Genomic DNA, 20,138 nt, shown 5'->3' with positions numbered 1-20,138 from the left:
AGTAACTTCCGCATGAAAAAAAGAGCAATAAGTCGCAGTGACTGTACTGCCCTTATTGCTTTTTTGTATTTCTGCATTTTAGATCCTTCCAGAGAGGGGCCATGGTATGAACAAAACAGATCGTTTGCTAGCGATCTTGCTAGAGTTGCAGCGTAAGGATATTTTACGAGCTGAGGATTTGGCAGCTATATTCGAAACGAGTGTGAGAACCATCTATCGGGATATTCAGGCTCTAAGCGAATCGGGCGTACCGATTGTAGGAGCACCGGGCATTGGATATTCCTTGATGGAGGGGTATTTCCTGCCCCCAGTGAGCTTTACCGCAGAAGAGGCTGTGGCGTTGCTAATCGGGACGGATTTTATCGAACAAAAATTTGATACAGACTACGGTATCAAGGCGCAAACCTCCCGCAGGAAGATTGAAGCCATTTTACCAGAGAGCGTCCGCAGGGAAGTTTCCCGGGTGCGTACAACCATGAGATTGCTCGCTGTGGGTGAAGGGGCAAACCATAGAGAGAAAACCTACTTGGAAACGCTGCGTCTTGCTGTATTGGAAAAACGAATGGTACGGTTTGGTTACTCCAAAAGAATGCCAGAGGCTGACGGGAATCGTCAAAGTGTGCGTGTGGTCGCTCCCTATGGTCTGGTATTGCTTCGTGGTTCGTGGGTATTAATCGGGCAATGTGAATTGCGGCAGCAGCTTCGCCATTTCCGTCTGTCACGTATGGACGAGCTTATGGTACTGGAGGACAGGTTTCATTTGCCTGTCGATTTTCATTTGCAGGATTATAAGCAAACCGATGACCGTCATGTGACTGTTCGCATACTAGCGCGTTCCGATATCGCAGATAAGGTGAAGGAAGCGAACAACTTTTATATGGAGGCTATAGAGGAGCGTGCAGATGGATTGCATATACTTTTCCGCGTTAGACAGCCGGAGGAATTACTGCAATGGATACTTGGATGGGGCGCGGATATGGTTGTGCTGGAGCCTGAGTCGCTCCGGGAGCTGATACGTGCGGAAGTGGAAAAAATGTTGAAATGCTACTGACATAATGCTGTCAGTAGCATTTTTGTATAGTAAAGCTACTTTAATAGAGAGGGGCAGTCACTAATATATGAATACAACCGAAACATTGCAGCGTTTTGAAGAAACGGCACAACACTATCTTCTTGAATTGGACAGCTTTAGCTTGGAGCAATTGCAGTACACACCGCAGGAGGACCAATGGTCGCTTGGACAAATGTATCTTCATTTGGTGAACTCTGCTCTGTATATGCACCTGAAGAACATTGATGTTTGTCTACAGCCTAATGGGGAGACAGGGGTTAAAACGGAGGCGGGTACGGCCGTTTTTAATCTAGGAGGGTTTCCGCCCATACGTATCCAAGTTCCACCATCTCCGCAGTATACTCCCCCACAACCGACGAGCAAAGAAGAAATTGTGGAGGGTTTAAATGCTGTGATCCGTAAAATGAGAGAGATTGAGCCGATCGTTGGGAAATCAACAGGGCTTTCTACCGTCTCTCATCCCAGATTCGGCGCGTTGAATGCTGGAGAGTGGTTTTCGCTCATCGAGATGCATTATCGTCATCATCTTTTGCAGAAGGAGCGCTTGAAGCACGCAATAGCCGATTAATCGTCTCCCGGCGTAGCCCGATAAACTGGCCGATTTCCTCCTGCGTCAGCACGTCCGTTAACGTGGCGGGTGCGATGTAGGAGTGGAACCAGCGTTGAAGCTTCCGAAGCTTTTCGGCAGGTGACACCTCGGTGAGCTGGTCAATTCGTTGCTGCATCATGCGCAACTTATCCTGTAGCTGTAAAGCGATAGCCCGACATTGAGTCGGGTCTTGCTCCAGCGCCTGATACCATTCTTTTTGTGACAGAACCTCAACCTCAGAGGTTACCAGCGCGACTGCTGTACCATAATAAGGATTGGGGCTGATCAGGGAGTGGTGCGGGATGATTTCATCGGGCACAATCACATTAACTAAAATTTGCGAGCCGTCTTCATGGACTCGGACAATTTTTAACAAGCCGCTCTTGAGGTGATATAAAGGGCCAGATTCTCCTTGTCGAAATAAGGTCTCACCTTTGTGTAACATCATGAACGTAATAACCTCCATTCCATGTATTCCAGCTTTTTAGATGAACCCGCCATTGACGCGGATTGTCTGCCCGGTAACCCACTGTGATTTGGCGCTGACCAGAAACTCAATCACATCAGCGATATCTTCCGGTTCGCCGAGCCGACCCATAGCATTCATTTTTTTCATGCCTTCGATTTGCTGCTCGGTTTTTCCAGCTTGGAAAAGCTCGGTGTTCACAGGACCGGGAGCCACGGCGTTGATCGTAATTTGTTTGCTTCCGAATTCCTTGGCTAACTGACGGGTAAATTGCTCCACTGCGCCCTTGGTACCTGCGTATACGCTATAGGTCGGGAACATTTGTCCGATCACGGATGTAGACAGGTTCACGATTCTTCCGTAGTTCTCCATATATTTCATGGCTTGCTGACAGGCAAAGAAGGTGCCCTTTACATTCAGTGCGAATTGTTTGTCAAAGTCAGCTTCGGTTACCTCAGCCAGAGGTTGGGTGATCATCAGCCCAGCGTTGTTAACCAGAATATCCACTTTACCGAATTCAGCAATCGTATTTGTAAATAATGCTTCAATATCACTCATTTTGCCCAGATCAGCGTGAAGTGCTATGGCTTTGCCGCCTTTTTGAATAATCCTCTCCACGACTTTTTGAGCTTTGTCCGGACTGCTGGCATAATTGATGACTACATTAGCGCCCAGATCAGCCAGTTGTTCGGCAATGGCACGTCCAATTCCTCTAGAGGACCCGGTGATAATTGCTGTTTTTCCGTCCAAATGCTTCATATGTGTTTGGACCTTCCTTCCATATCAATTTTAAGTGATTCCTTTTTCTAAAAGCATCCACACATCCGAAAACTCCCGATTAATCACGGGATTCTTCCATTCGTAAGCATGAGCAGGATGATGAAAACGGGCTGTGGCATAGAAAAGGGTACGCGCCAGTTGGGCTGGCTGATCCGATGTGATGTCTCCGCGTATAATGATATCAGCGAGCTGATCCACAATGTGGGCGATATGCTGGTCGATTAAATCAGCCGCTTGCTCGGTGACCCTCGTATACATCTCAAACATTTCCTCGTCGTCGCGGGCATAATACTGCTTAAGTTCGACCAAGGTCTGTATATATCGTTTTAAATGTGGCGTTCCCAGTATAGATGAATTCTGACAGACCTCCGTTAACGGGCCGATAATCTTTTCATTCAGCCATTTTTCGGTCACACCTTCAAGAAGCTCGGCTTTACTTTTAAAGTGTCGGTAAATGGTACCATGACTTACTCCCAATACTTTGGCAACATCGGTCACGGAGGTTTTGGCTATACCAAAACGCCTAAGTGTGTCTTCTGTAGCGATAAGAATCTGTTCCTTGGTTAGCACATCTGAGGATTTTTCCATAGAGACACGGTCAAGTGCCGTGTGAGTCACCTCCTTAAAGTCAGGATAACATAAAGGGTATCAAATGACAAATATACGTTTTTGTCATTTGATACCCTTTTTTTAAAGAATCCAAAGAAGTGAACAGAAATACTACAATAACGATTCGATGACGGGATCAATGGCCCAGGGCTCCGTTGTTACTTCAAATCTCCCTTGCACATGGCCATCGCGATCGACCAAGAATTTAGAAAAATTCCACTTGATACCGTCGCCAGCGTATATATCCGGATACTTATCCCGCAGGAAATCCTCCATCCATTGACCGTCTTTGGTCTGGATATCGAAGCCTTGAAACGGTGCCTGTTGGGTCAGATATTGAAATAAAGGATGAAGAGATAAGCCTCTTACATCCGTCTTCTCAAATAGTGGGAAGGTTACTCCATGGTTAATTTGGCAAATTCCCTGAACCTCCGAATTGCTACCCGGCTCTTTTTTATTGAATTGGTTACAAGGAAATGCAAGGATTTCAAAACCTTGTTCCCTCCGTTTTTCGTAGAGCTTTTGCAGATCAGTGAATTGACTGGAGAACCTACACATGCTGGCAGTGTTTACAATAAGGAGAATCTTACCTCTATAGTCTGAGAGTTCAATCGGTTCCCCATTAATTGAGGTTGCTTGAAAATCATAAATAGACATGTTAACGTTCCTCCTCACGTTATTTTTTAATACATCATATATCCAGAATTGTTATTGGTCTAATATATTATTGGAATCAACCTTATAGGTATTTGCAATAATCTTGTCATGTAAAGACACATTGTCCATCTCTCTCTTGAAACCAAAGAAGACTCGACTTGAGAAAGTGGGAGATTTGCCTCTTCATAGCAAACTGTGGCATTCGCCGTTACCAAGATAGAATATAGATGCATATTCATGTAGTGTGTGCAAAAACCCAACAGAATCGAGGGATATTCGTGCCCATTGGAAAGATGATTCAATACAAGGAAATGCGACAACATCCCATTTTACGTTCTCACTTGCCCGAAACCCGCTGGATCAGTAATGCAAGGACTTTACGGATGCTGGATACCTATCGCACAGTCTTCATCAAGCCTAATTATGGGAGTGGAGGGACTGGCATCATACGTGCGAAAAAGCTGGGGAGGAAATATGAGGTTCGTTGTGGCTCCAGTCGCAGAATCGTTAGATCTCACGCCGTAAGAAGAGCAGTTAGAACCTATCGAAGACCTCATCGCCGCTATTTGGTACAGCAAGGACTTAAGTTAGCCAAGTACAAAGGTTCGATTTTTGATGCCAGAGTGTATATGCAGAAGCCGGAATCGGAATGGGTCATTTCAGGAATAACCGGCCGTGTCGCTGCACCTCGAAAAGTCGTTACCAACTATCGGAAGGGAGGACATGCGGCGCCGTTGTCCAAAGTGCTTTTAAGGGTCTTTAAAAATGACAGAACAAAAATGAAAGAGATTCTGGACCAGGTCACCGAGCTTTCTAGAATCATTGCCGACACGATAGATAAAAATCATCCGGTTCGCGAGTTGGGCATCGATCTTGCTATTGAGAAGAGCGGCCAAATTTGGATTATCGAGGCCAATCCGCATCCCGGACATATGTTGTTCAGGCAGCTCCCCAATCACAAGATGATTCGCAACATCTTGAGAAACAAACGTCGTATACATCATTAGGATAAAGTTTGTGAAATCATTCATGGATAAGAAAAGGAGGAGAACGCCCAAGCCAAGGTGCGGGAGCGTTCTCCGTTTTTTTTGGTAAATGACTGACAGATTTAGGACGAAGCTTTTATGTTAAAATGTGTCCGCCATCCACATGAAGGACTGTTCCGGTCACAAACTGATTTTGAATCAAATAAAGTACGCCTCGTGCAACATCCTCCGCAAGTCCAACTCGCTTCACAGGGAGCTTATGCGCGACCGTATCATAGAATTGATTGCGTGTATTTTCAGGCATTTTGCTACGGGAAGGTGTGTCAATAATGCCGGGTGAGACGACATTCACGCGGATGGGAGCAAGCTCTAACGCCAAGGTTTGACCAAGATTCGAAACGGCTGCATTCACAGCACCGAGCGCAGAGGAGCCGATCATCGGCTTGTAAGCCACCACTCCTGAAAATAAGGTAATGGAACCCTCGGCTGAGAGTTGGGAAGCCCCGTATTTAGCTGCATAATACTGTCCCCAAAATTTGTTTTCGAATAGCTTGCGGGCTTGATCTGTCTCCGACTGAAGGAATGACCCACCTGATGTTTCTGCCGCGCTAACGATAAGATGATCATAGGGGCCGACTTTTTCGAAGAAAGATTTTACCTGCTGCTCATCTGACGTGTCCAGCACATGTATTACAGCACGAGGGCCCAGCATTTCCTTGGCCTTGTGCAATTTATCCTCCGAGCGGCTGGCGATTACCACTTCCGCTCCAAGCGAAATGACTTGCTTAGCTGTTTCTAAACCAATACCTGAGCTTCCACCAATAATGACAATCTTTTGGTTTTGCAAATGGATTCCCTCCTAGTATTCATCTGGATTTGTTAATCATGTAATACGGCTTGTAGATGTGTATCAAGATCAGCAATAAATTTGGGTATATTTGGATTTTTAATAACATCGTAGCATGCAAAGCTTTTCAAGGGCTTCATACCGAGAAATGTATGCGCAGAATGCAAATGACGGAGTGCAGCTTCTAGACTAGCCCCATTAAAAAATTGAGTTGGATCATTAAAGGCTTTTTCCGGAGCATTCCAAGTTGTGGAGAACATATATTTCTTGTCGGTTAATAAACCTCCGCTCCCATATTCATGAGCACCCGTGAAGAATATACCGTAAGCATAGACTTCATCCATATAAGTCTTTAATAATCCAGGAACGCTGAACCAGTAGATGGGGGTTTGGTAAATGACTACATCCGCCCATAAAAATTTTTCTTGTTCTTCGCTGAGGGTAAAGCCGTCTTGAACAGACGTTATTTTGATTTTGTTCTCTTCACTTAAGAGACGCACCATATTGTCTATCAATGTTTGGTTCAATTTCCCTTCAGACGAATCATATTTTTGATGACCGTTAATGATTAGTATATTTTTCATCTCTTCACCTCCTTGTATTAGAGAAAACGTTAGTTGCTACAGCGATATTGTATATGTAGTAGGTTTATTTAGGGAAGTAGTGATATTTAATTCATATAGTTTCCCTAAAGAAACTATTGTGATATCATTGGATTTAACAGATAATTTTTGGGGGAGTTCCTATGCACGACCAAGAACCTATTGAATTGACCAAAGGAATACCCGGCAAGCCGTGCCCTATTGCCCAAACACTTGATTTGATCGGAACGAAATGGACTTTTTTAATCATCCGTGACCTGCTTATCGAAGGAACACTGAGATTCAGCCAACTTCAGAAGTCCATGAAGGGGATTAGTCCCAAAACGCTTTCCCTACGCCTGAAAGAGCTTGAAGATAACGGTCTGTTAGAGAGAAAGGTATATGCCGAGGTTCCCCCGCGTGTTGAATATTCGTTAACGGAAAAAGGGAAGCGACTTGAAGGTGTTTTTATTGAGCTGAAGAGATTTGGCTTAGATTTAAAAGCAGATCGTTGAGGGATATGAACTGCAACATTCCAAGGTATCGTTGAGCTGAACGATGCCTATTTCTTATATTCTAAAAAAGAAAACGTTTGCCAAAAAGTTCACAGAAAGTTCACTTATGTGGAGGTTTCGACTATTTATATAATTACCAAGGTACACAGAAGGGATGATGGAATTGCCAACGACGAAGAAAGAAGATTTTTACTTTGGTTTCATGATGTGCTTGGGGATGGTCGTATTCATGACATTTTATAATCTATATACAAATGACTTGATTGGCACAATCTCTCTAAAAGTAATGGTTTTTCAATTTATTTTATGTTTTATCATTGCTTTCGTATTGGAACTATTTATTGTCGGTCCATTAGCAAAGAAAATAGCCTTCTCATTACCATACGATAAATCCAAAAAGGTATTTGTGATTCTGTCCCTTTCATGCTGTATGGTCATTGGAATGGTTCTCTGTATGTCACTTTATGGATTGGGGACAGCTTACTTTTTTAATGGTCTTTCGGGAGATTCATTATTTAAAAATTACTTATCTTTAGTTTTTAATAATTTTATTTTTGCTTTCCCTCTGCAGCTCTTAATTGTAGGGCCGCTTGTTCGGTACTTATTTGCTAAATTCGTGAAAGGTACACGAATTGCGGTATCTTTAAGCTAAAACGTAGTTTAACGACGGTATACGATAGCTCAAAAGCCGCCTTCTGTCTGAGAAGGCGGCTTGTTTTTACTCAGAATTCCCAGTATCTTTACAGCGTTTGTCCGCTGTCTACCGTAATAATCTGGCCTGTCATGGCTTCCTGTTCCAAAGCAGAGCAGATCATGCTGGCGATATCTTCGGGCGTGGAAATGCGCTGTAGGAGTAAATGAGGAGCCAATGTTTTCATTTGCTCTTCCCTGCCTGACCACCATCTTGTCGCTACAGCTCCCGGCACGATGCAATTGACGCGAATATCCGGCGCAAGTGCCCGTGCTAAAGATTTGGTCAGCCCGTGGACGGCCGCTTTGGATACCGCATAGGGAAGCGAAGAACCTAGCCCTGTTTGCCCTGCTATACTTCCCAGATTGACGATAGCTCCTTGTTTACTACGCTTCATAAAAGGAGCTACGGCTCTGGCACAGTAAAACATGCCTTTTACATTTACATCAAATAGATCATCCCATACCTCTTCCGTGGCTGCCTCCAGATCATCCATCGGAATGTGATGTGTAATGCTAGCGTTATTCACGAGTATATTAATCGTACCGAATTGCTGGACAATCTGGTCAACCATAGTTCGAACTTCCTGATCTCGGGAAACATCTGCCTGTAATGCGATAGCACGTCCGCCCTTTTCAAGGATCATACGTACAGTTTCCTCTGCATCGTTTTTAGAGCGGGAATAGTTTACGACTACCGTAGCTTTTCGATCTGCCAAGGCCATACACACGGCTCTCCCAATTCCTGTACCTCCACCTGTAACCAATGCTACTTTTTGATGTAAATCCATGTAAATTCGCTCCTTCTCCATCCAGTTCATTTGCGTCTGAAAAATAATAAGATCTGATATGTATCATTGTAGAGGAGGTATTGTATTCTGTATAATTGAATTAAATGAATTTACAATTCAATAAAATTGAATCAATTGTTTATACAGGAGTCTGATAATGGACATTAAAACACTCAAAACATTTCAAATGATTGTGAATTACGGAAGTTTTATGCGTGCAGCGGAAGAGTTGAATTATGCACAATCTACCGTGACGATGCAAATACAGAAGCTGGAGTCCGATATGGGAATTCAACTGATCGAACGGGGCAAGAAAATAAAGTTAACTGAAGCGGGCAGGATGTTTTACGAGCAAAGTCTACATATTGTAAAGGATATGGAGCAATTGCAGGAAAATATGGACAATCTGCAAAGAGGGACCGCAGGCGACATTCGTATAGGAGTGACCGAACCGACTGCCAGTTATCGACTACCAGGAATTCTAAAGCGTTTCTTAACCCATTATCCGAACATTCGGGTTTCTGTTGAGTTTGGAAATACCCCTACCTTAAGCGAGCGTATTCTCAAGGGGGATATTGACTTAGCGCTGTGTTCCACACCAGATTTGGGCACAGAGCTATATTTTGAGCCTTTATTTAGGGAGAAATTTGTAGTTTTAATGCCTGAAAATCACTCGCTTGCGGAAAAAGAAAACATTGGGCCGGAGGATTTACAGGGGCAGCGGTTGCTTATTACGTCGGCTACCTGTCCCTATCGTCGCAAACTTGAAATGGTCATGAAGGAATATGGAATAACCACGTTAAATACGATGGAAATTGGCAGCATGACGGCTCTGAAATTTTATGTGGAAAGCGATTTAGGGATTGCACTTGTGCCACAAATTCTGGTCAGTTCTGTCCCGGCAGGAACAACGGTGAGGGAATTAAGCGGCAGCCTGATTGATATGACCTTCGGCCTTTCTTGCAAAGCAACAGACTATCCGCTAAAGCCGGCAGGTTCAAGGCTATATTCTGTGTTGAAGCAGGAGCTTGGGGGATTGCATGCGACCATTAAGCTAGAGTAGCGAGTATGCAGGGAAGTGTGTTATCTGTCACCTTATGATGTAAAGGCAGTACAGCAGAAAACCGACTGCTGTGGGCAATCGGTTCATTGGTTTACTTTTTATTAATCGGAACCCATACCTCGCACCGGTAGTCTTCAGCATGTGAATCTCCCATAGTATACACTTCCAGTTCCGGGCCGCCTGAATGCTCATAATTGCTGGCAGGGAACCATTCTTGGAAAATTCTTTGCCATACCTTTTGGATCGAGTGAGGCATAGGGCCGATGGATGTAAACACTGCCCAGGTTGAAGCCGGAATGGTTCTGGATTCCAGCCCATTTGCGGTCGCTACATCCTCGCTGCCTTCTGCGGCAATTAGGTACGTGAATTTTTCTTCCCCATGCTTGAAATCCAAACAAATACCGAGTATATCGTCGCCTGTTCCCGAGGCATGAATCCGATCTGATGTACCATCCGCATTCAGTTCGTTCCAGAATTTTGGGATTTCTCGAAGATTATCGCCGTTCTTAGTGGTGACTTGAATGGACTTGCCAATGACCGTAAAGGCCGCTTTCTCTACAATTTTGTAATCCATTTCCTGATCTCCCTTCAACGATAGATGGAAGGTGATGCGTGGAAAGGCTTTCAGGTTCACCCCAGGGCTTCTGGCCTCAGTGGGAGAAATACCGTGTATCTTTCGGAACGCTTTAGAAAAAGATTCGGGGGAATCATATCCGTATTTGAACGCTACATCCAGCACCTTGGCGGAAGAAAGACTCAATTCCTGAGCAGCCAAGGTCAATCGACGTTTGCGCACATATTCTGCTACCGTGAAGCCAGTTAGCATATGAAACATTCGCTGAAAATGAAAAGGAGACGAATAGGCTGCCTTTGCAATTTCATCGATATCGAGTGGCTGCTGCATTCTCTCTTCCATCAGATCCAGTGCGTTCTTGATCCGAAGCAACCATTCCAACCGCATCACCTCCTTGGTTGTAATCATATCATTAGGAGTATCTGTAATCCTGTCTTTGCGTGCTCTTGTTGAACAGGAAAAACAATGTGCCTGCCCCCTTGTGTTCATAATTAAAATTTGGGACAATGAAAGAGGCGTTTAAATAGCGCAGATTGCTTAAACATGCTATGATGCAATGATCGTTGAGACGAGTCGTGATGGCTAGGGTTTATATATAGAAATACGAATTTGATTGTTTTGAAAAGAGGATCGAACATGAAAAAAGAATCCATTTATGGATTAACGCTAGATCAATTGACAGCATGGCTCATCGAGCATGGGCATAAGAAATCCCGGGCATTGCAGGTATGGGACGCATTGTATCGGAAGCGGGTTACTGATTTTGCAGCGATGGCAGATGTTCATGAAGATTGTACTTGCCTGTTGGCAGAGCACTTTTCCATTGAAACGCTTGAAGAACACGTGAAGCAACAGTCGGCAGATGGGACGGTCAAGTTCTTGTTCCGGCTTCAAGATGGTAATTTAATTGAGACGGTATTGATGCGGCATAAGTTTGGCTTATCCGTATGTGTGACTACACAGGTAGGATGTAATATTGGATGTAGCTTCTGTGCGAGCGGATTGTTGAAGAAGAGCCGCGACCTATCCAGTGGTGAGATTGTAGAGCAAATTATGAAGGTCCAGCTGTATCTGGATCAGGAACGCCCGGGCGACCAGGTCAGTCATGTTGTTGTGATGGGAATTGGCGAACCGTTTGATAACTTCGTGAACCTGTCCGATTTCATTCGGGTGATTAAGGATCACAAAGGGCTAGCGATTGGGCCGCGGCATATTACCGTTTCCACAAGCGGATTGGCTGATAAAATCATTGAATTTGCAGATTCAGACCTGCATGTCAATCTGGCGATCTCCCTCCACGCCCCGAATAATGAGATTCGTACTCGCATTATGAAGATCAACCGGGCGATTCCGATTGAGAAACTCATGCAGGCGATTGATTATTATTTGGACAAAACAAATCGTCGAATTACGCTGGAGTACATCTTGCTGAAGGATGTTAATGACGGTAAGGAGCATGCGCTCGAACTGGCTGAGCTGGTGGGCCATCGTCGTAATCTGGCCAATGTCAACCTCATTCCGTACAATCCAGTGGATGAGCATAGCCAATACCAGCGGAGTGAGTCGGAGTCGATTACGGGCTTCTATGATGTGCTGAAGAAACAAGGTATTAGCTGTAGTGTTCGGCTGGAGCATGGAGTCGATATTGACGCAGCCTGCGGACAGCTACGCAGCAAACAAATCCGCAAGGATGCCAAGGGTAGCCGCAATACGGAGCGCGAAGCCATTAGTTAAATACACAAGCGTACTCTCTAACAGGAGTACGCTTTTTTATATCACGAGCCGTAGGGCGAAACGTTACCCAGAAATGTGAAAATAGTCACGTAATAGTTGCTGCTTTTACGTTATAGTGAGTGGTTAGTGGAGGGGTTATATGGCTAACGTAATTTCGAATGTGGCGCTCGTTCCGGGCATTTATGTGATGAAAATAGAGGGAAAGTTTAAAGGGAACATGGGGCAGTTTTACATGCTGCGCAGCGGGACAGGTTACCCACTGCTGCCCAGACCCATCAGCATTTATGATATCGGGGAAGAGAGTATTTCCTTTTTGTATCGGGTTGTTGGAGAGGGGACAAATTTGTTTTCCCAATTACAGCCTGGTCAGGAAATTCAGTTAGAAGGACCTTTCGGAAACGGTTTTCCGCAGGTAGAGGGCAGTTTGGCTTTAATCGGCGGTGGCATGGGTACAGCTCCGTTGCTGTTGGCTGCAAAGTATTACCCGCATGCGCATGTTTATCTAGGGTTTGCACAGCAAGCCTTCGGGGTTGAAGCGTTCGAAGCTGTGGCGGCATCTGTACAGGTCAAGGTAGGGGGAAGTATCGTCGAACAGATCGATCCGACGCTCTATGCAAATATGTTTTCCTGCGGGCCAACTCCGATGTTACAAGCACTCGCTATAAAAACGGTGGATACGTCGTCCCGCTTATATATTTCAACTGAAAGACACATGGCCTGTGGTATTGGCGCATGTTTGGGCTGTACGATGCGTACCCGTGGAGGCAATCGGAGGGTATGTAAAGAAGGGCCTGTATTCCCGGTGGAGGAGGTGGAGTTCGATGATCTCCATGGCGTGTAATATTGCGGGTGTACCGTTCAAGAACCCGATCATCATGGCTTCCGGTACGTTTGGATTCGGACGGGAGTATGCGGAATTTTATTCTCCTGAATTATTGGGCGGCATCGTCGGCAAGGGACTAACCCTGCATCCGAAGGCTGGTAATACGGGATCACGAATACATGAGACAGCATCCGGCATGCTCAATAGTGTGGGGCTGGAGAATCCGGGTGTTGCCGCCTTTTTGAAGGATGAACTGGATGACATGACTCACTGGAACACGGCTGTTATTGCCAACGTGGGCGGTTCCAATCTGGAGGAATATGTTCAGGCCGTAGCGATGATTACGGAAAATGCACAAAAGCGTCGCACGATGAACCGCAGAGGCGTTGATATGCTGGAATTGAACATTTCATGTCCCAACGTGAAGCAGGGTGGAATGCAATTTGGTATCCAGACGGAGGTAGCGCGGGAGGTTGTGCGTCAGGTGCGCAATGTGACGGCACTTCCGTTGGTTGTCAAGCTGTCTCCCAACGCAGAGAATATCACGCAGATGGCGGTTATGTGCGAGGAAGAAGGCGCAGACGGAGTTTCGTTGATCAATACATTTTCTGCGATGAAAATTGATATACGTCGGCGTCGTAGTGTTTTTGCCAATACGTATGCGGGTCTTTCCGGCCCGGCAATTAAGCCGATTGCTTTGCGTATGGTTCACCAGGTGGCACAGGCGGTGTCGATTCCGGTGATCGGGATGGGCGGGATTAGCTCAGTGGAAGATATTATTGAATTCACCATGGCAGGTGCCGCTGCCATTCAGGTAGGAACGTACAATTTTGTCCATTTACATGCAGGGGCCGAGCTGGTACATGGCCTTGAACAATGGATGCAGCGGGAAAAGGTGCAGTCATTGGATGAGATACGGGGAATTTTGTGAATTTGGAACCATTTTGCATACACTAATTCATATAAAACCGGCTTGTCTTTAAAAGACAAGCCGGTTTTGTTTTTTATTTGACCAAACAGCAAACGCCATTAGTGGTTAATATCGCACTTGTTCAAGATGAACGAAATTTGATTTTCCAGCCGATGAATGGCTTCCTCGGACGCCTGGTCGTTTGCACCTTGTTCCTGAAGCGCAGCGAGTTCCTGCTTGAGCTGATGAAGGTCTTGTCCTGCATTAGCGCAGTTGTAATTGCTTTCGAGATTGTCAATCATCCGTGATCCTCCCTTTCGTTAGGTATACGTCCTTATTATGGAGATTTGATCTTTCCTTATTCAGCATAAAGTTTTATTTCAGGTAAAGGATCATGAGGCGCGTAAAGCTTGCAAAATAAAAAGGAAATTGTCAAACAATGTCGAATAAAAAGGGGTTATAGGGGAATAGATAGGCTCTTCTTCCCAATGGAGAGCTTGATATAGAAATTGGGTGATGGGGTTGCGGTCAAAAGGTAAGTCGAAACCGAGACGACAATTCAAAGTTTCGCTACAATTCATGATTATTATTTTGGTTGTTTTAGTTATCATTATTTCCTTAATTATATCCTTGCTTCTCATTCGTAATTTTGTGATTAACAAGCATTTTGATAATACGAAGGAAAAACTTTCGGGTGTTGCCAAGATGGTTGCCAGTGACAACGATGTTATTCGTAATGTCGAGCAGGGAATTCCTGTGAAGCAGATTCAAGACTACTCGCTTGGAGTCATGCATAACGTTAATGTGGATTTTGTTGTCATTCTGAACCACGATTTAATTCGGCTATCTCATCCAAATGCAACGATGGTTGGCAAACCGTTCTCTGATTTGAATGATGCCAGAAGAGCGCTATCGGGTCAGGGACATTTTTCTGAGAATATAGGTATTTTGGGCAAAGGTTACCGATATTTTACGCCGATATTTAATCAACAGCATGAGGTCATTGGCATTGTATGTGTAGGGCTGACCATGAGAACCCTAAATCATGATTTGATGCAGGCGCAGTATACCATTTTGGGGGGGCTGATGCTGGGGCTCTTTAGTGGAGTTCTGGGCGCGATCATTCTGGCTCAGAAAATCAAAACCATTTTATTTGGGCTTGAGCCGCAAGAGATAGCAACACGATTGCGCGAAAAAGAAATTATTGAAAATGAGGTCGCTGAAGGAATTATAGCCATTTCGGCTGACAAGAAAATTATGCTTATGAACAAAGAAGCTCAGGCCAAGTATCAACTGGCAAACCAAGAAATGAAGGCCCCGATTGGCGAGCAGCTAGATACCAACTTTTATAACGTGCTTTTCAAGAGAGTGTTCGATGATAAAAGGAAAATCAAGGATCGCTCATTTTATGTGAATGGTATAGAGGTCATTGCGACAGTAACCCCTATATATATTGAAAATGAGTTTTTTGGGGCAGTTGCAACGCTGCGCGACCAATCCGAGATGATCCATCTCAGCAACCAGTTAAGTGGTACAAAATATTATATTAACTCCCTTCGCGGACAGACCCATGAATTTATGAACAAAATGCACGTAATATCCGGGCTGATTGAAATGAGGAAATATGCGGAGGTCAGTCAATATATTCATCAGTTAAATCACCGGTATCAAGATGAGGTAGGCTTTTTGACGGAGAGAATTAAAGTACCAGCATTAGCAGGTTTTATTATGGGTAAAATCAACGAAGCACGCGAACAGAATATTTCGGTTCTTCTTGCAGAAAGCTGGGATGTCTCTAATGTGGAGATGCAGGATATCGTTCATGATGTCATACACATCCTGGGCAATTTTTTTGACAACGCCATAGATTCCATCTTACAAAAAAAAGAACCCGGCAAAATTGAGCTGAAATTGAACTATGAGTGTGAGGGAAATGTATTCATTTTGGAAGTGAAAGATAATGGGTTGGGGATTGATTTTGAGATGCAAAAAAGAATATTCGAGCATGGTTTTTCAACCAAAGGAGAAGACAGAGGCTACGGCTTGAATCTGGTTAAAACCATGGTGGAAAATCATCAAGGAATCATTGAGCTTGATAGCCAACCGGGTCTGGGAACAAGTATATATGTAGAGTTGCCCTGTACATTGGAGGTGACAAATAATGAAAGTTCTAATCGTTGAGGATGATCCGATGGTTGCTGAGCTCAATCAACAGTTTATCGAGCGCATGGACAATTTGGATGTTGTATGTAAGGCAGATACCGTCAAGAAAGCACAGGACTGTCTTCAAAAATGGTCACCGGATCTGGTATTACTGGACGTTTATTTACCTGGAAAAAGCGGATTAACTTTATTATCTCATATGCAGGAGCATCAATATCATGCTTCAGTTATTTTAATTACGGCTGCAAAAGATATTCAGACGGTGAAGGAAGCTGTTTTTTATGGTGTTGCAGACTATTTAATTAAACCCTTTACATTCGAACGCTTTAGACTGGCTGTTGAGAAAATCCAGCGTCTGGCCACGGTGATGGAGGAAGGGAACGGAATTAATCAAGCTGTTATTGACCATTATTTTAATAAAGAAGAGCACACGGGTGTGGAAAATAAAAAACCTGTTGAACATCCACCGCATAATGTATCGAAAAACCTGTCTAAAAATTTGTCCAAACTGACCATGACCACAATACTGAAGAGTATTCAAGAGCTGGACGGACCCTTCTCAGTTGAAACGTTAGCTAGAGAAGTGGACTTGTCCCGTATCACGGTCAAAAAATATATTCAGTTCCTGGTGGACGATGGCTTTCTCGTTGAATCGATAGAATACCACAAGGTTGGCAGACCGCTAATGCTCTATCAGTTGAATCCTGATATAAAAGAACCGCCATTTCCATTGTAATCTGGAAATAGCGGTTCTTTTTTTGTTCAACAAAGGTGCCGAGCTTCCTAATTATTTATTTCATAGAGAGGACAGGAAGTGGGACCAGGTTATCTGAAGAATGAGTTGTAACGATATCATGGAAGTTGTCATAGCTAGTTTCAATCATGTTGGATAACGCCGTAACGGTATTCGAGCCAGCATGAGGCGTTACCAAAACTCTTGGATACAGCTCCACAAGCTTCTGGATCGTTGGGTCCGGGAGCATTTGCCATGGTTCAAAGGCTTTGAAAAATAGTTCTTCCTCTTTAGGGAAGACATCTGTCCCAAATCCCTCCAAATGATTACTGAGTAAAGCGTCCAGAATGGCTTGGTTATCTTGTAATTCTCCACGTGAGGTATTGATGAGGATAGAGCCCTTTTTCATTTTTGCTAAAAAGCTGGCATTAATCATTTGGTCGTTCTGTCCCGGCAGATAAGGAACATGCACACTAACGACATCGCTCTCTGCCAGTAGTTCATCCAAGGTTGTGAATGGAATGACTTCCTTGGCTGCGTCGGATTGGTACACATCATAGCCGATAACAGAAGCTCCTAATCCTTTAAACAATTTGGCTTCCGTCAGACCAATGCGACCGACCCCGATAATCCCAACTTTACAATTGTGAATCTCTTTGCTGAATGTATGCTCATCCACAATAAAATTCTTGAAAGAGCTTTTGGTAGTCATATAAGCGGTGTGCCGGAACAGCATCATAGCCAAAGTTAAGGAGAGCTCGGCGATGGCATTCGGAGAGTAGGATGGCACGCGTGCCACCTTCATTCCGAATTCGCTGCAGGCATCCAAATCAATGTGGTTGATTCCGACTGTTCTGGTGAAAATATATTGAATGCCGTATTCATTGAATTTTGTGATATTTTCCCGATTGGCAGCACAGTTTCCTCTTAGCAAAACGGCATCGTGATGCTGCGCCAATTCTGCATTGCTGGTGGTTAACAACTCTTCTACCAGCGTTAGTTGGAAGTTATATTTATTGAGATCCTGGAAATAGGGTTTCTCATAAGAACGGACACCATAGCAAATGATTTTTAACATGTTGTTTACCCCCTGATTTAGAAAATTCCAATTTTATCAATGACATTGAGCGTAATGATCCACACTGGAATCATGACGACAGAAGTGATAGTTGATAGAAGTGATGCATTGGAAGTCAATATGGCTTCCTTATCAAAACTGATGGCATAGGCTGCGGCTACGGTAGCTGTAGGAGTAGCCATCATGATGACAATAGTAGCTAAAGCGACAGAATCAACTGACAGAATATGAGATACAGTCAACAAGGCCAGCAAGACGATGTTAACAATAGGTACAAGCCAAACCTTAACGATGCTGTAATACCAAGAGGTCTTATCCGTAGCTGCCGACTTGAAGCTGATCTCCCCCAATGTCGAGCCAATCGATAACCAGGCTAATGGAGAAGCTAGCCCAGCAAGGTAGGTCATGGGCTTGAACAGCCAGACAGCCGTTTGATCAATTCTTAGAAAGGCGAACTGCTGAATGGCCCCATCCTCTGTAGCTATACTCATCTGTGGCAAATAACCTTGAAACAACCAAACAAACAAGCCTAGAAACGTGGCGATAACAATGGGATTCATAAACATGGTTTTGAGATTTTTAAGCTCCATTTTCAGACCGCTCATTTTGATATAGCCATAGGAGTATAAGAAAATGCGGTACCCTATGTTAAAAATGGAGCTGTACATCACTCCGGTAGGGCCGTAAATGGCTCCGACAATTGGAATCCCGAAGAAAGTCGTAGAACCGAAAATGGTTAACACCCGCAAAACATCCTGTTTATCCTTGTTGTAGCTCAGGAAGAACGGTTTAGATATAAAGATGAGAATAATATAAATTAGAACTCCCCATATTAAAACATTCATTCCTTGTTTTAACATTGTAGGATTGATATCTTGCATGAAAGAATTAAAGGCTAGCGCTGGTAGAGCCACGGTTAGAACAACCTTGGATAACATCTTTCCTACTGCTGCGTTAAAAATCCCCTTCTTGCGGCAAAAGAAACCAAGAAGGATAATAAAAACGGTGGAAGCGATAGAACTGACAATTTTGTTATCTGTTAAGGTCGCGGTAATCATTTCTAGTAAAGACATAAATAAAACCCTCTCTTGTACCTTTTTTCACATATATGACGATGCAGAATGTGACGATGCAATGCCCTGATCTTTTGGCCAAAGTGTTGGTTTGCACCTTTATAGTAAAATGACTTTGTGAAAAAAAGAACAATATCTAATTAATTTAACTTATGAAACTAATTTAAAAAATTTATACGTTACATCAGATAGCAAATGAAACGAGAGGGGGCGTCTTCACTTCACAAAATGATTATTTCTTGGCTTTGTGAATGCTCATCAACATCCGTGCTATAATGTAAATCATTAAACCCTACTTGATTGGTGGGTTAAATAGAAAAGACGAGCAGGAGGGGCCGCATGAATCCGATACAACATATACTGAACGAATTTCAGCTGATCGTGCTGGATGGCGCAATGGCGACCGAGCTGGAGCGTCATGGACATGATCTGAACGATAGCTTATGGTCAGCTAAAATCCTCCATGAGCATCCGGAGTCGATCAAGCGTGTACATAGGGATTATTTTGAGGCTGGGGCAGACTGTGCGATTACTGCGAGCTATCAGGCTACCGTTGAAGGCTATGTTAAACGAGGCTTAAGCGAAGCTGAGGCGCTGGAACTGATTCAATTATCGGTGCGGATTGCTGTGCAGGCACGAGATGAGTTTTGGGCTGACGTGACGGCTACTGCAAGTCAGCGACATCGTCCCAAGCCGCTAGTTGCGGCCTCCGTCGGCCCTTACGGGGCGTTTTTGGCAGATGGATCAGAGTATCGCGGCGATTACAAGCTGAGCGAGGAACAGCTTGTGGAGTTTCACAGGCCGCGTATGAAAGCTCTGATTGAGGCGGGTGCAGATATTTTAGCTTGTGAAACGATACCCTGTCTGGTTGAAGCCAAGGCCATCGCCCGATTGCTGAAGGAATTCCCTGGTACGTATGCCTGGATCAGCTTTAGCGCAAAGGATGGGCAGCATATCAGCAATGGTGAGTCTGCCGCTGCATGTGCTGAGTGGCTGAATGGGCATGAGCAAGTGGCTGCTGTAGGAATCAATTGCACTTTGCCGAAATTCGTTCCATCGCTTATTCACGAAATACGCAGCCACACGGATAAGCCTGTGGTGGTATATCCCAATCTGGGAGAGGAATATGACCCGGTCACCAAGACATGGCACGGTAGCACTTGTACAGAGACGTTCGGACAAAGTGCCCGCCAATGGTATGAAGCGGGAGCTCGTCTGATTGGTGGTTGTTGCCGGACTCAGCCGCAGGATATTGAGGAAATAGCATCATGGACGAGAGATGTATAAACGAGGATAAGCGTAGCGTAGGGATAAAGGTTATCTATAAGAGGGTAACTCGATGACCCGAAAAAACAAGCAGGCTGAACCAAGTGGTGCTCCAGCAATGGAGCAGCTTGGTTCAGC

23 protein-coding genes are annotated in these 20,138 nt (G+C 44.4%); 12 read left to right on the top strand and 11 right to left on the bottom strand.

Annotated features, from left to right (window positions below; translation table 11 throughout):
- The first annotated feature begins 106 nt into the window (after positions 1-106).
- Positions 107-1,051: a helix-turn-helix transcriptional regulator gene (locus MKX46_RS14790; RefSeq protein ID WP_340933716.1), complete on the top strand. Its 945-nt coding sequence runs from the start codon at positions 107-109 to the stop codon at positions 1,049-1,051.
- Positions 1,052-1,118: 67 nt separating this feature from the next.
- Positions 1,119-1,640 (top strand): DinB family protein, encoded by a 522-nt coding sequence (locus MKX46_RS14785; protein ID WP_080658672.1) that lies wholly within the window; start codon positions 1,119-1,121, stop codon positions 1,638-1,640.
- Here MKX46_RS14785 and MKX46_RS14780 read toward each other — a convergent pair.
- The 4 genes from MKX46_RS14780 to MKX46_RS14765 all read right to left on the bottom strand — a co-directional run bounded on the left by MKX46_RS14780 (position 1,573) and on the right by MKX46_RS14765 (position 4,173).
- Positions 1,573-2,109, bottom strand: a complete 537-nt coding sequence (locus tag MKX46_RS14780) for a Crp/Fnr family transcriptional regulator (protein WP_029518835.1) — start codon at positions 2,107-2,109, stop codon at positions 1,573-1,575. The two genes, MKX46_RS14785 and MKX46_RS14780, sit on opposite strands and share 68 nt — an antisense overlap.
- A 36-nt stretch (positions 2,110-2,145) precedes the next feature.
- Positions 2,146-2,886, bottom strand: coding sequence for an SDR family oxidoreductase (locus MKX46_RS14775; protein WP_029518834.1), 741 nt, complete (start codon positions 2,884-2,886; stop codon positions 2,146-2,148).
- A 30-nt stretch (positions 2,887-2,916) separates the two neighbouring features.
- Positions 2,917-3,495 carry a TetR/AcrR family transcriptional regulator gene (locus MKX46_RS14770; RefSeq protein ID WP_029518833.1) on the bottom strand — a complete coding sequence of 193 codons (579 nt, stop codon included), beginning with the start codon at positions 3,493-3,495 and terminating at the stop codon, positions 2,917-2,919.
- 132 nt (positions 3,496-3,627) lie between these two features.
- Entirely contained in the window at positions 3,628-4,173 is a 546-nt protein-coding gene (locus MKX46_RS14765; protein ID WP_069012289.1) for a glutathione peroxidase, read from the bottom strand.
- Between the two features lie 278 nt (positions 4,174-4,451).
- Between MKX46_RS14765 and MKX46_RS14760 the strand changes: the two genes are divergently transcribed.
- Positions 4,452-5,180, top strand: coding sequence for a YheC/YheD family protein (locus tag MKX46_RS14760; RefSeq protein ID WP_029518831.1), 729 nt, complete (start codon positions 4,452-4,454; stop codon positions 5,178-5,180).
- A gap of 115 nt (positions 5,181-5,295) precedes the next feature.
- Here the strand turns inward: MKX46_RS14760 and MKX46_RS14755 are convergent, their stop codons facing one another.
- Complete coding sequence (locus MKX46_RS14755) at positions 5,296-6,006, bottom strand: SDR family oxidoreductase (protein ID WP_069012288.1); 711 nt, start codon at positions 6,004-6,006, stop codon at positions 5,296-5,298.
- A 32-nt stretch (positions 6,007-6,038) separates the two neighbouring features.
- On the bottom strand, positions 6,039-6,590 hold the full coding sequence (locus MKX46_RS14750) for an NAD(P)H-dependent oxidoreductase (protein ID WP_341071408.1): 552 nt from the start codon (positions 6,588-6,590) through the stop codon (positions 6,039-6,041).
- 161 nt (positions 6,591-6,751) lie between these two features.
- On the opposite strand from MKX46_RS14750, the gene MKX46_RS14745 reads away from it, so the two are divergent.
- Both MKX46_RS14745 and MKX46_RS14740 read left to right on the top strand, forming a co-directional pair.
- Positions 6,752-7,102, top strand: coding sequence for a winged helix-turn-helix transcriptional regulator (locus MKX46_RS14745; RefSeq protein WP_340886866.1), 351 nt, complete (start codon positions 6,752-6,754; stop codon positions 7,100-7,102).
- 163 nt (positions 7,103-7,265) lie between these two features.
- On the top strand, positions 7,266-7,754 hold the full coding sequence (locus tag MKX46_RS14740) for a hypothetical protein (protein ID WP_340887124.1): 489 nt from the start codon (positions 7,266-7,268) through the stop codon (positions 7,752-7,754).
- Positions 7,755-7,842: 88 nt separating this feature from the next.
- On the opposite strand, the gene MKX46_RS14735 is transcribed toward MKX46_RS14740, so the two are convergent.
- Positions 7,843-8,583, bottom strand: a complete 741-nt coding sequence (locus tag MKX46_RS14735) for an SDR family NAD(P)-dependent oxidoreductase (protein ID WP_029518825.1) — start codon at positions 8,581-8,583, stop codon at positions 7,843-7,845.
- 157 nt (positions 8,584-8,740) lie between these two features.
- On the opposite strand from MKX46_RS14735, the gene MKX46_RS14730 reads away from it, so the two are divergent.
- A complete protein-coding gene (locus MKX46_RS14730) occupies positions 8,741-9,646 on the top strand; it encodes a LysR family transcriptional regulator (RefSeq protein ID WP_341071406.1) in 906 nt (301 codons plus the stop codon).
- A gap of 91 nt (positions 9,647-9,737) precedes the next feature.
- Here MKX46_RS14730 and MKX46_RS14725 read toward each other — a convergent pair whose 3' ends face one another.
- Positions 9,738-10,607, bottom strand: coding sequence for an AraC family transcriptional regulator (locus MKX46_RS14725; RefSeq protein ID WP_341071405.1), 870 nt, complete (start codon positions 10,605-10,607; stop codon positions 9,738-9,740).
- Between the two features lie 249 nt (positions 10,608-10,856).
- Between MKX46_RS14725 and rlmN the strand changes: the two genes are divergently transcribed.
- The 3 genes from rlmN (at position 10,857) to MKX46_RS14710 (ending at position 13,708) form a co-directional block, all read left to right on the top strand.
- Positions 10,857-11,954, top strand: coding sequence for a 23S rRNA (adenine(2503)-C(2))-methyltransferase RlmN (gene rlmN, locus MKX46_RS14720; RefSeq protein WP_341071404.1), 1,098 nt, complete (start codon positions 10,857-10,859; stop codon positions 11,952-11,954).
- 139 nt (positions 11,955-12,093) lie between these two features.
- A complete protein-coding gene (locus MKX46_RS14715; RefSeq protein WP_029518821.1) occupies positions 12,094-12,795 on the top strand; it encodes a dihydroorotate dehydrogenase electron transfer subunit in 702 nt (233 codons plus the stop codon).
- Entirely contained in the window at positions 12,776-13,708 is a 933-nt protein-coding gene (locus MKX46_RS14710) for a dihydroorotate dehydrogenase (protein WP_025719854.1), read from the top strand. Before MKX46_RS14715 ends, MKX46_RS14710 begins: the two co-directional genes overlap by 20 nt.
- 98 nt (positions 13,709-13,806) lie before the next feature.
- Here the strand turns inward: MKX46_RS14710 and MKX46_RS14705 are convergent, their stop codons facing one another.
- Entirely contained in the window at positions 13,807-13,989 is a 183-nt protein-coding gene (locus tag MKX46_RS14705; RefSeq protein ID WP_013312637.1) for a hypothetical protein, read from the bottom strand.
- 214 nt (positions 13,990-14,203) lie between these two features.
- Between MKX46_RS14705 and MKX46_RS14700 the strand changes: the two genes are divergently transcribed.
- On the top strand, positions 14,204-15,868 hold the full coding sequence (locus MKX46_RS14700; protein ID WP_341071403.1) for an ATP-binding protein: 1,665 nt from the start codon (positions 14,204-14,206) through the stop codon (positions 15,866-15,868).
- Positions 15,849-16,586: a response regulator gene (locus tag MKX46_RS14695; protein WP_069012284.1), complete on the top strand. Its 738-nt coding sequence runs from the start codon at positions 15,849-15,851 to the stop codon at positions 16,584-16,586. Before MKX46_RS14700 ends, MKX46_RS14695 begins: the two co-directional genes overlap by 20 nt.
- A 55-nt stretch (positions 16,587-16,641) precedes the next feature.
- Here MKX46_RS14695 and MKX46_RS14690 read toward each other — a convergent pair whose 3' ends face one another.
- Together MKX46_RS14690 and MKX46_RS14685 are read right to left on the bottom strand one after the other, a co-directional pair.
- Positions 16,642-17,661: a 2-hydroxyacid dehydrogenase gene (locus MKX46_RS14690; protein WP_341071402.1), complete on the bottom strand. Its 1,020-nt coding sequence runs from the start codon at positions 17,659-17,661 to the stop codon at positions 16,642-16,644.
- A gap of 17 nt (positions 17,662-17,678) precedes the next feature.
- A complete protein-coding gene (locus MKX46_RS14685; RefSeq protein WP_340933700.1) occupies positions 17,679-18,734 on the bottom strand; it encodes an AEC family transporter in 1,056 nt (351 codons plus the stop codon).
- A gap of 339 nt (positions 18,735-19,073) precedes the next feature.
- Between MKX46_RS14685 and mmuM the strand changes: the two genes are divergently transcribed.
- The gene (gene mmuM / locus MKX46_RS14680; protein ID WP_029518816.1) at positions 19,074-20,021 is read left to right on the top strand and encodes a homocysteine S-methyltransferase; all 948 of its coding nucleotides are present in this window, start codon (positions 19,074-19,076) and stop codon (positions 20,019-20,021) included.
- Positions 20,022-20,138 lie beyond the last annotated feature (117 nt).

This window comes from Paenibacillus sp. FSL P4-0113, from assembly GCF_038009305.1.
GTDB classification, from domain to species: Bacteria; Bacillota; Bacilli; order Paenibacillales; family Paenibacillaceae; genus Paenibacillus; species Paenibacillus polymyxa_D.
Note: the sequence above shows the minus strand (reverse complement) of the source record. Positions and strands in the feature narration are given on the sequence as shown.

Coding starts and splice junctions, on each gene's coding strand:
- MKX46_RS14710 (WP_025719854.1), top strand. CDS start 12,776: ATGATCTCCATGGCGTGTAATATTGCGGGTGTACCGTTCAAGAACCCG.
- MKX46_RS14785 (WP_080658672.1), top strand. CDS start 1,119: ATGAATACAACCGAAACATTGCAGCGTTTTGAAGAAACGGCACAACAC.
- MKX46_RS14690 (WP_341071402.1), bottom strand. CDS start 17,661: ATGTTAAAAATCATTTGCTATGGTGTCCGTTCTTATGAGAAACCCTAT.
- MKX46_RS14705 (WP_013312637.1), bottom strand. CDS start 13,989: ATGATTGACAATCTCGAAAGCAATTACAACTGCGCTAATGCAGGACAA.
- MKX46_RS14780 (WP_029518835.1), bottom strand. CDS start 2,109: ATGATGTTACACAAAGGTGAGACCTTATTTCGACAAGGAGAATCTGGC.
- MKX46_RS14750 (WP_341071408.1), bottom strand. CDS start 6,590: ATGAAAAATATACTAATCATTAACGGTCATCAAAAATATGATTCGTCT.
- MKX46_RS14725 (WP_341071405.1), bottom strand. CDS start 10,607: ATGCGGTTGGAATGGTTGCTTCGGATCAAGAACGCACTGGATCTGATG.
- MKX46_RS14765 (WP_069012289.1), bottom strand. CDS start 4,173: ATGTCTATTTATGATTTTCAAGCAACCTCAATTAATGGGGAACCGATT.
- MKX46_RS14745 (WP_340886866.1), top strand. CDS start 6,752: ATGCACGACCAAGAACCTATTGAATTGACCAAAGGAATACCCGGCAAG.
- MKX46_RS14715 (WP_029518821.1), top strand. CDS start 12,094: ATGGCTAACGTAATTTCGAATGTGGCGCTCGTTCCGGGCATTTATGTG.
- MKX46_RS14695 (WP_069012284.1), top strand. CDS start 15,849: ATGAAAGTTCTAATCGTTGAGGATGATCCGATGGTTGCTGAGCTCAAT.
- MKX46_RS14685 (WP_340933700.1), bottom strand. CDS start 18,734: ATGTCTTTACTAGAAATGATTACCGCGACCTTAACAGATAACAAAATT.
- MKX46_RS14770 (WP_029518833.1), bottom strand. CDS start 3,495: ATGGAAAAATCCTCAGATGTGCTAACCAAGGAACAGATTCTTATCGCT.
- mmuM (WP_029518816.1), top strand. CDS start 19,074: ATGAATCCGATACAACATATACTGAACGAATTTCAGCTGATCGTGCTG.
- rlmN (WP_341071404.1), top strand. CDS start 10,857: ATGAAAAAAGAATCCATTTATGGATTAACGCTAGATCAATTGACAGCA.
- MKX46_RS14700 (WP_341071403.1), top strand. CDS start 14,204: ATGGGGTTGCGGTCAAAAGGTAAGTCGAAACCGAGACGACAATTCAAA.
- MKX46_RS14735 (WP_029518825.1), bottom strand. CDS start 8,583: ATGGATTTACATCAAAAAGTAGCATTGGTTACAGGTGGAGGTACAGGA.
- MKX46_RS14730 (WP_341071406.1), top strand. CDS start 8,741: ATGGACATTAAAACACTCAAAACATTTCAAATGATTGTGAATTACGGA.
- MKX46_RS14790 (WP_340933716.1), top strand. CDS start 107: ATGAACAAAACAGATCGTTTGCTAGCGATCTTGCTAGAGTTGCAGCGT.
- MKX46_RS14775 (WP_029518834.1), bottom strand. CDS start 2,886: ATGAAGCATTTGGACGGAAAAACAGCAATTATCACCGGGTCCTCTAGA.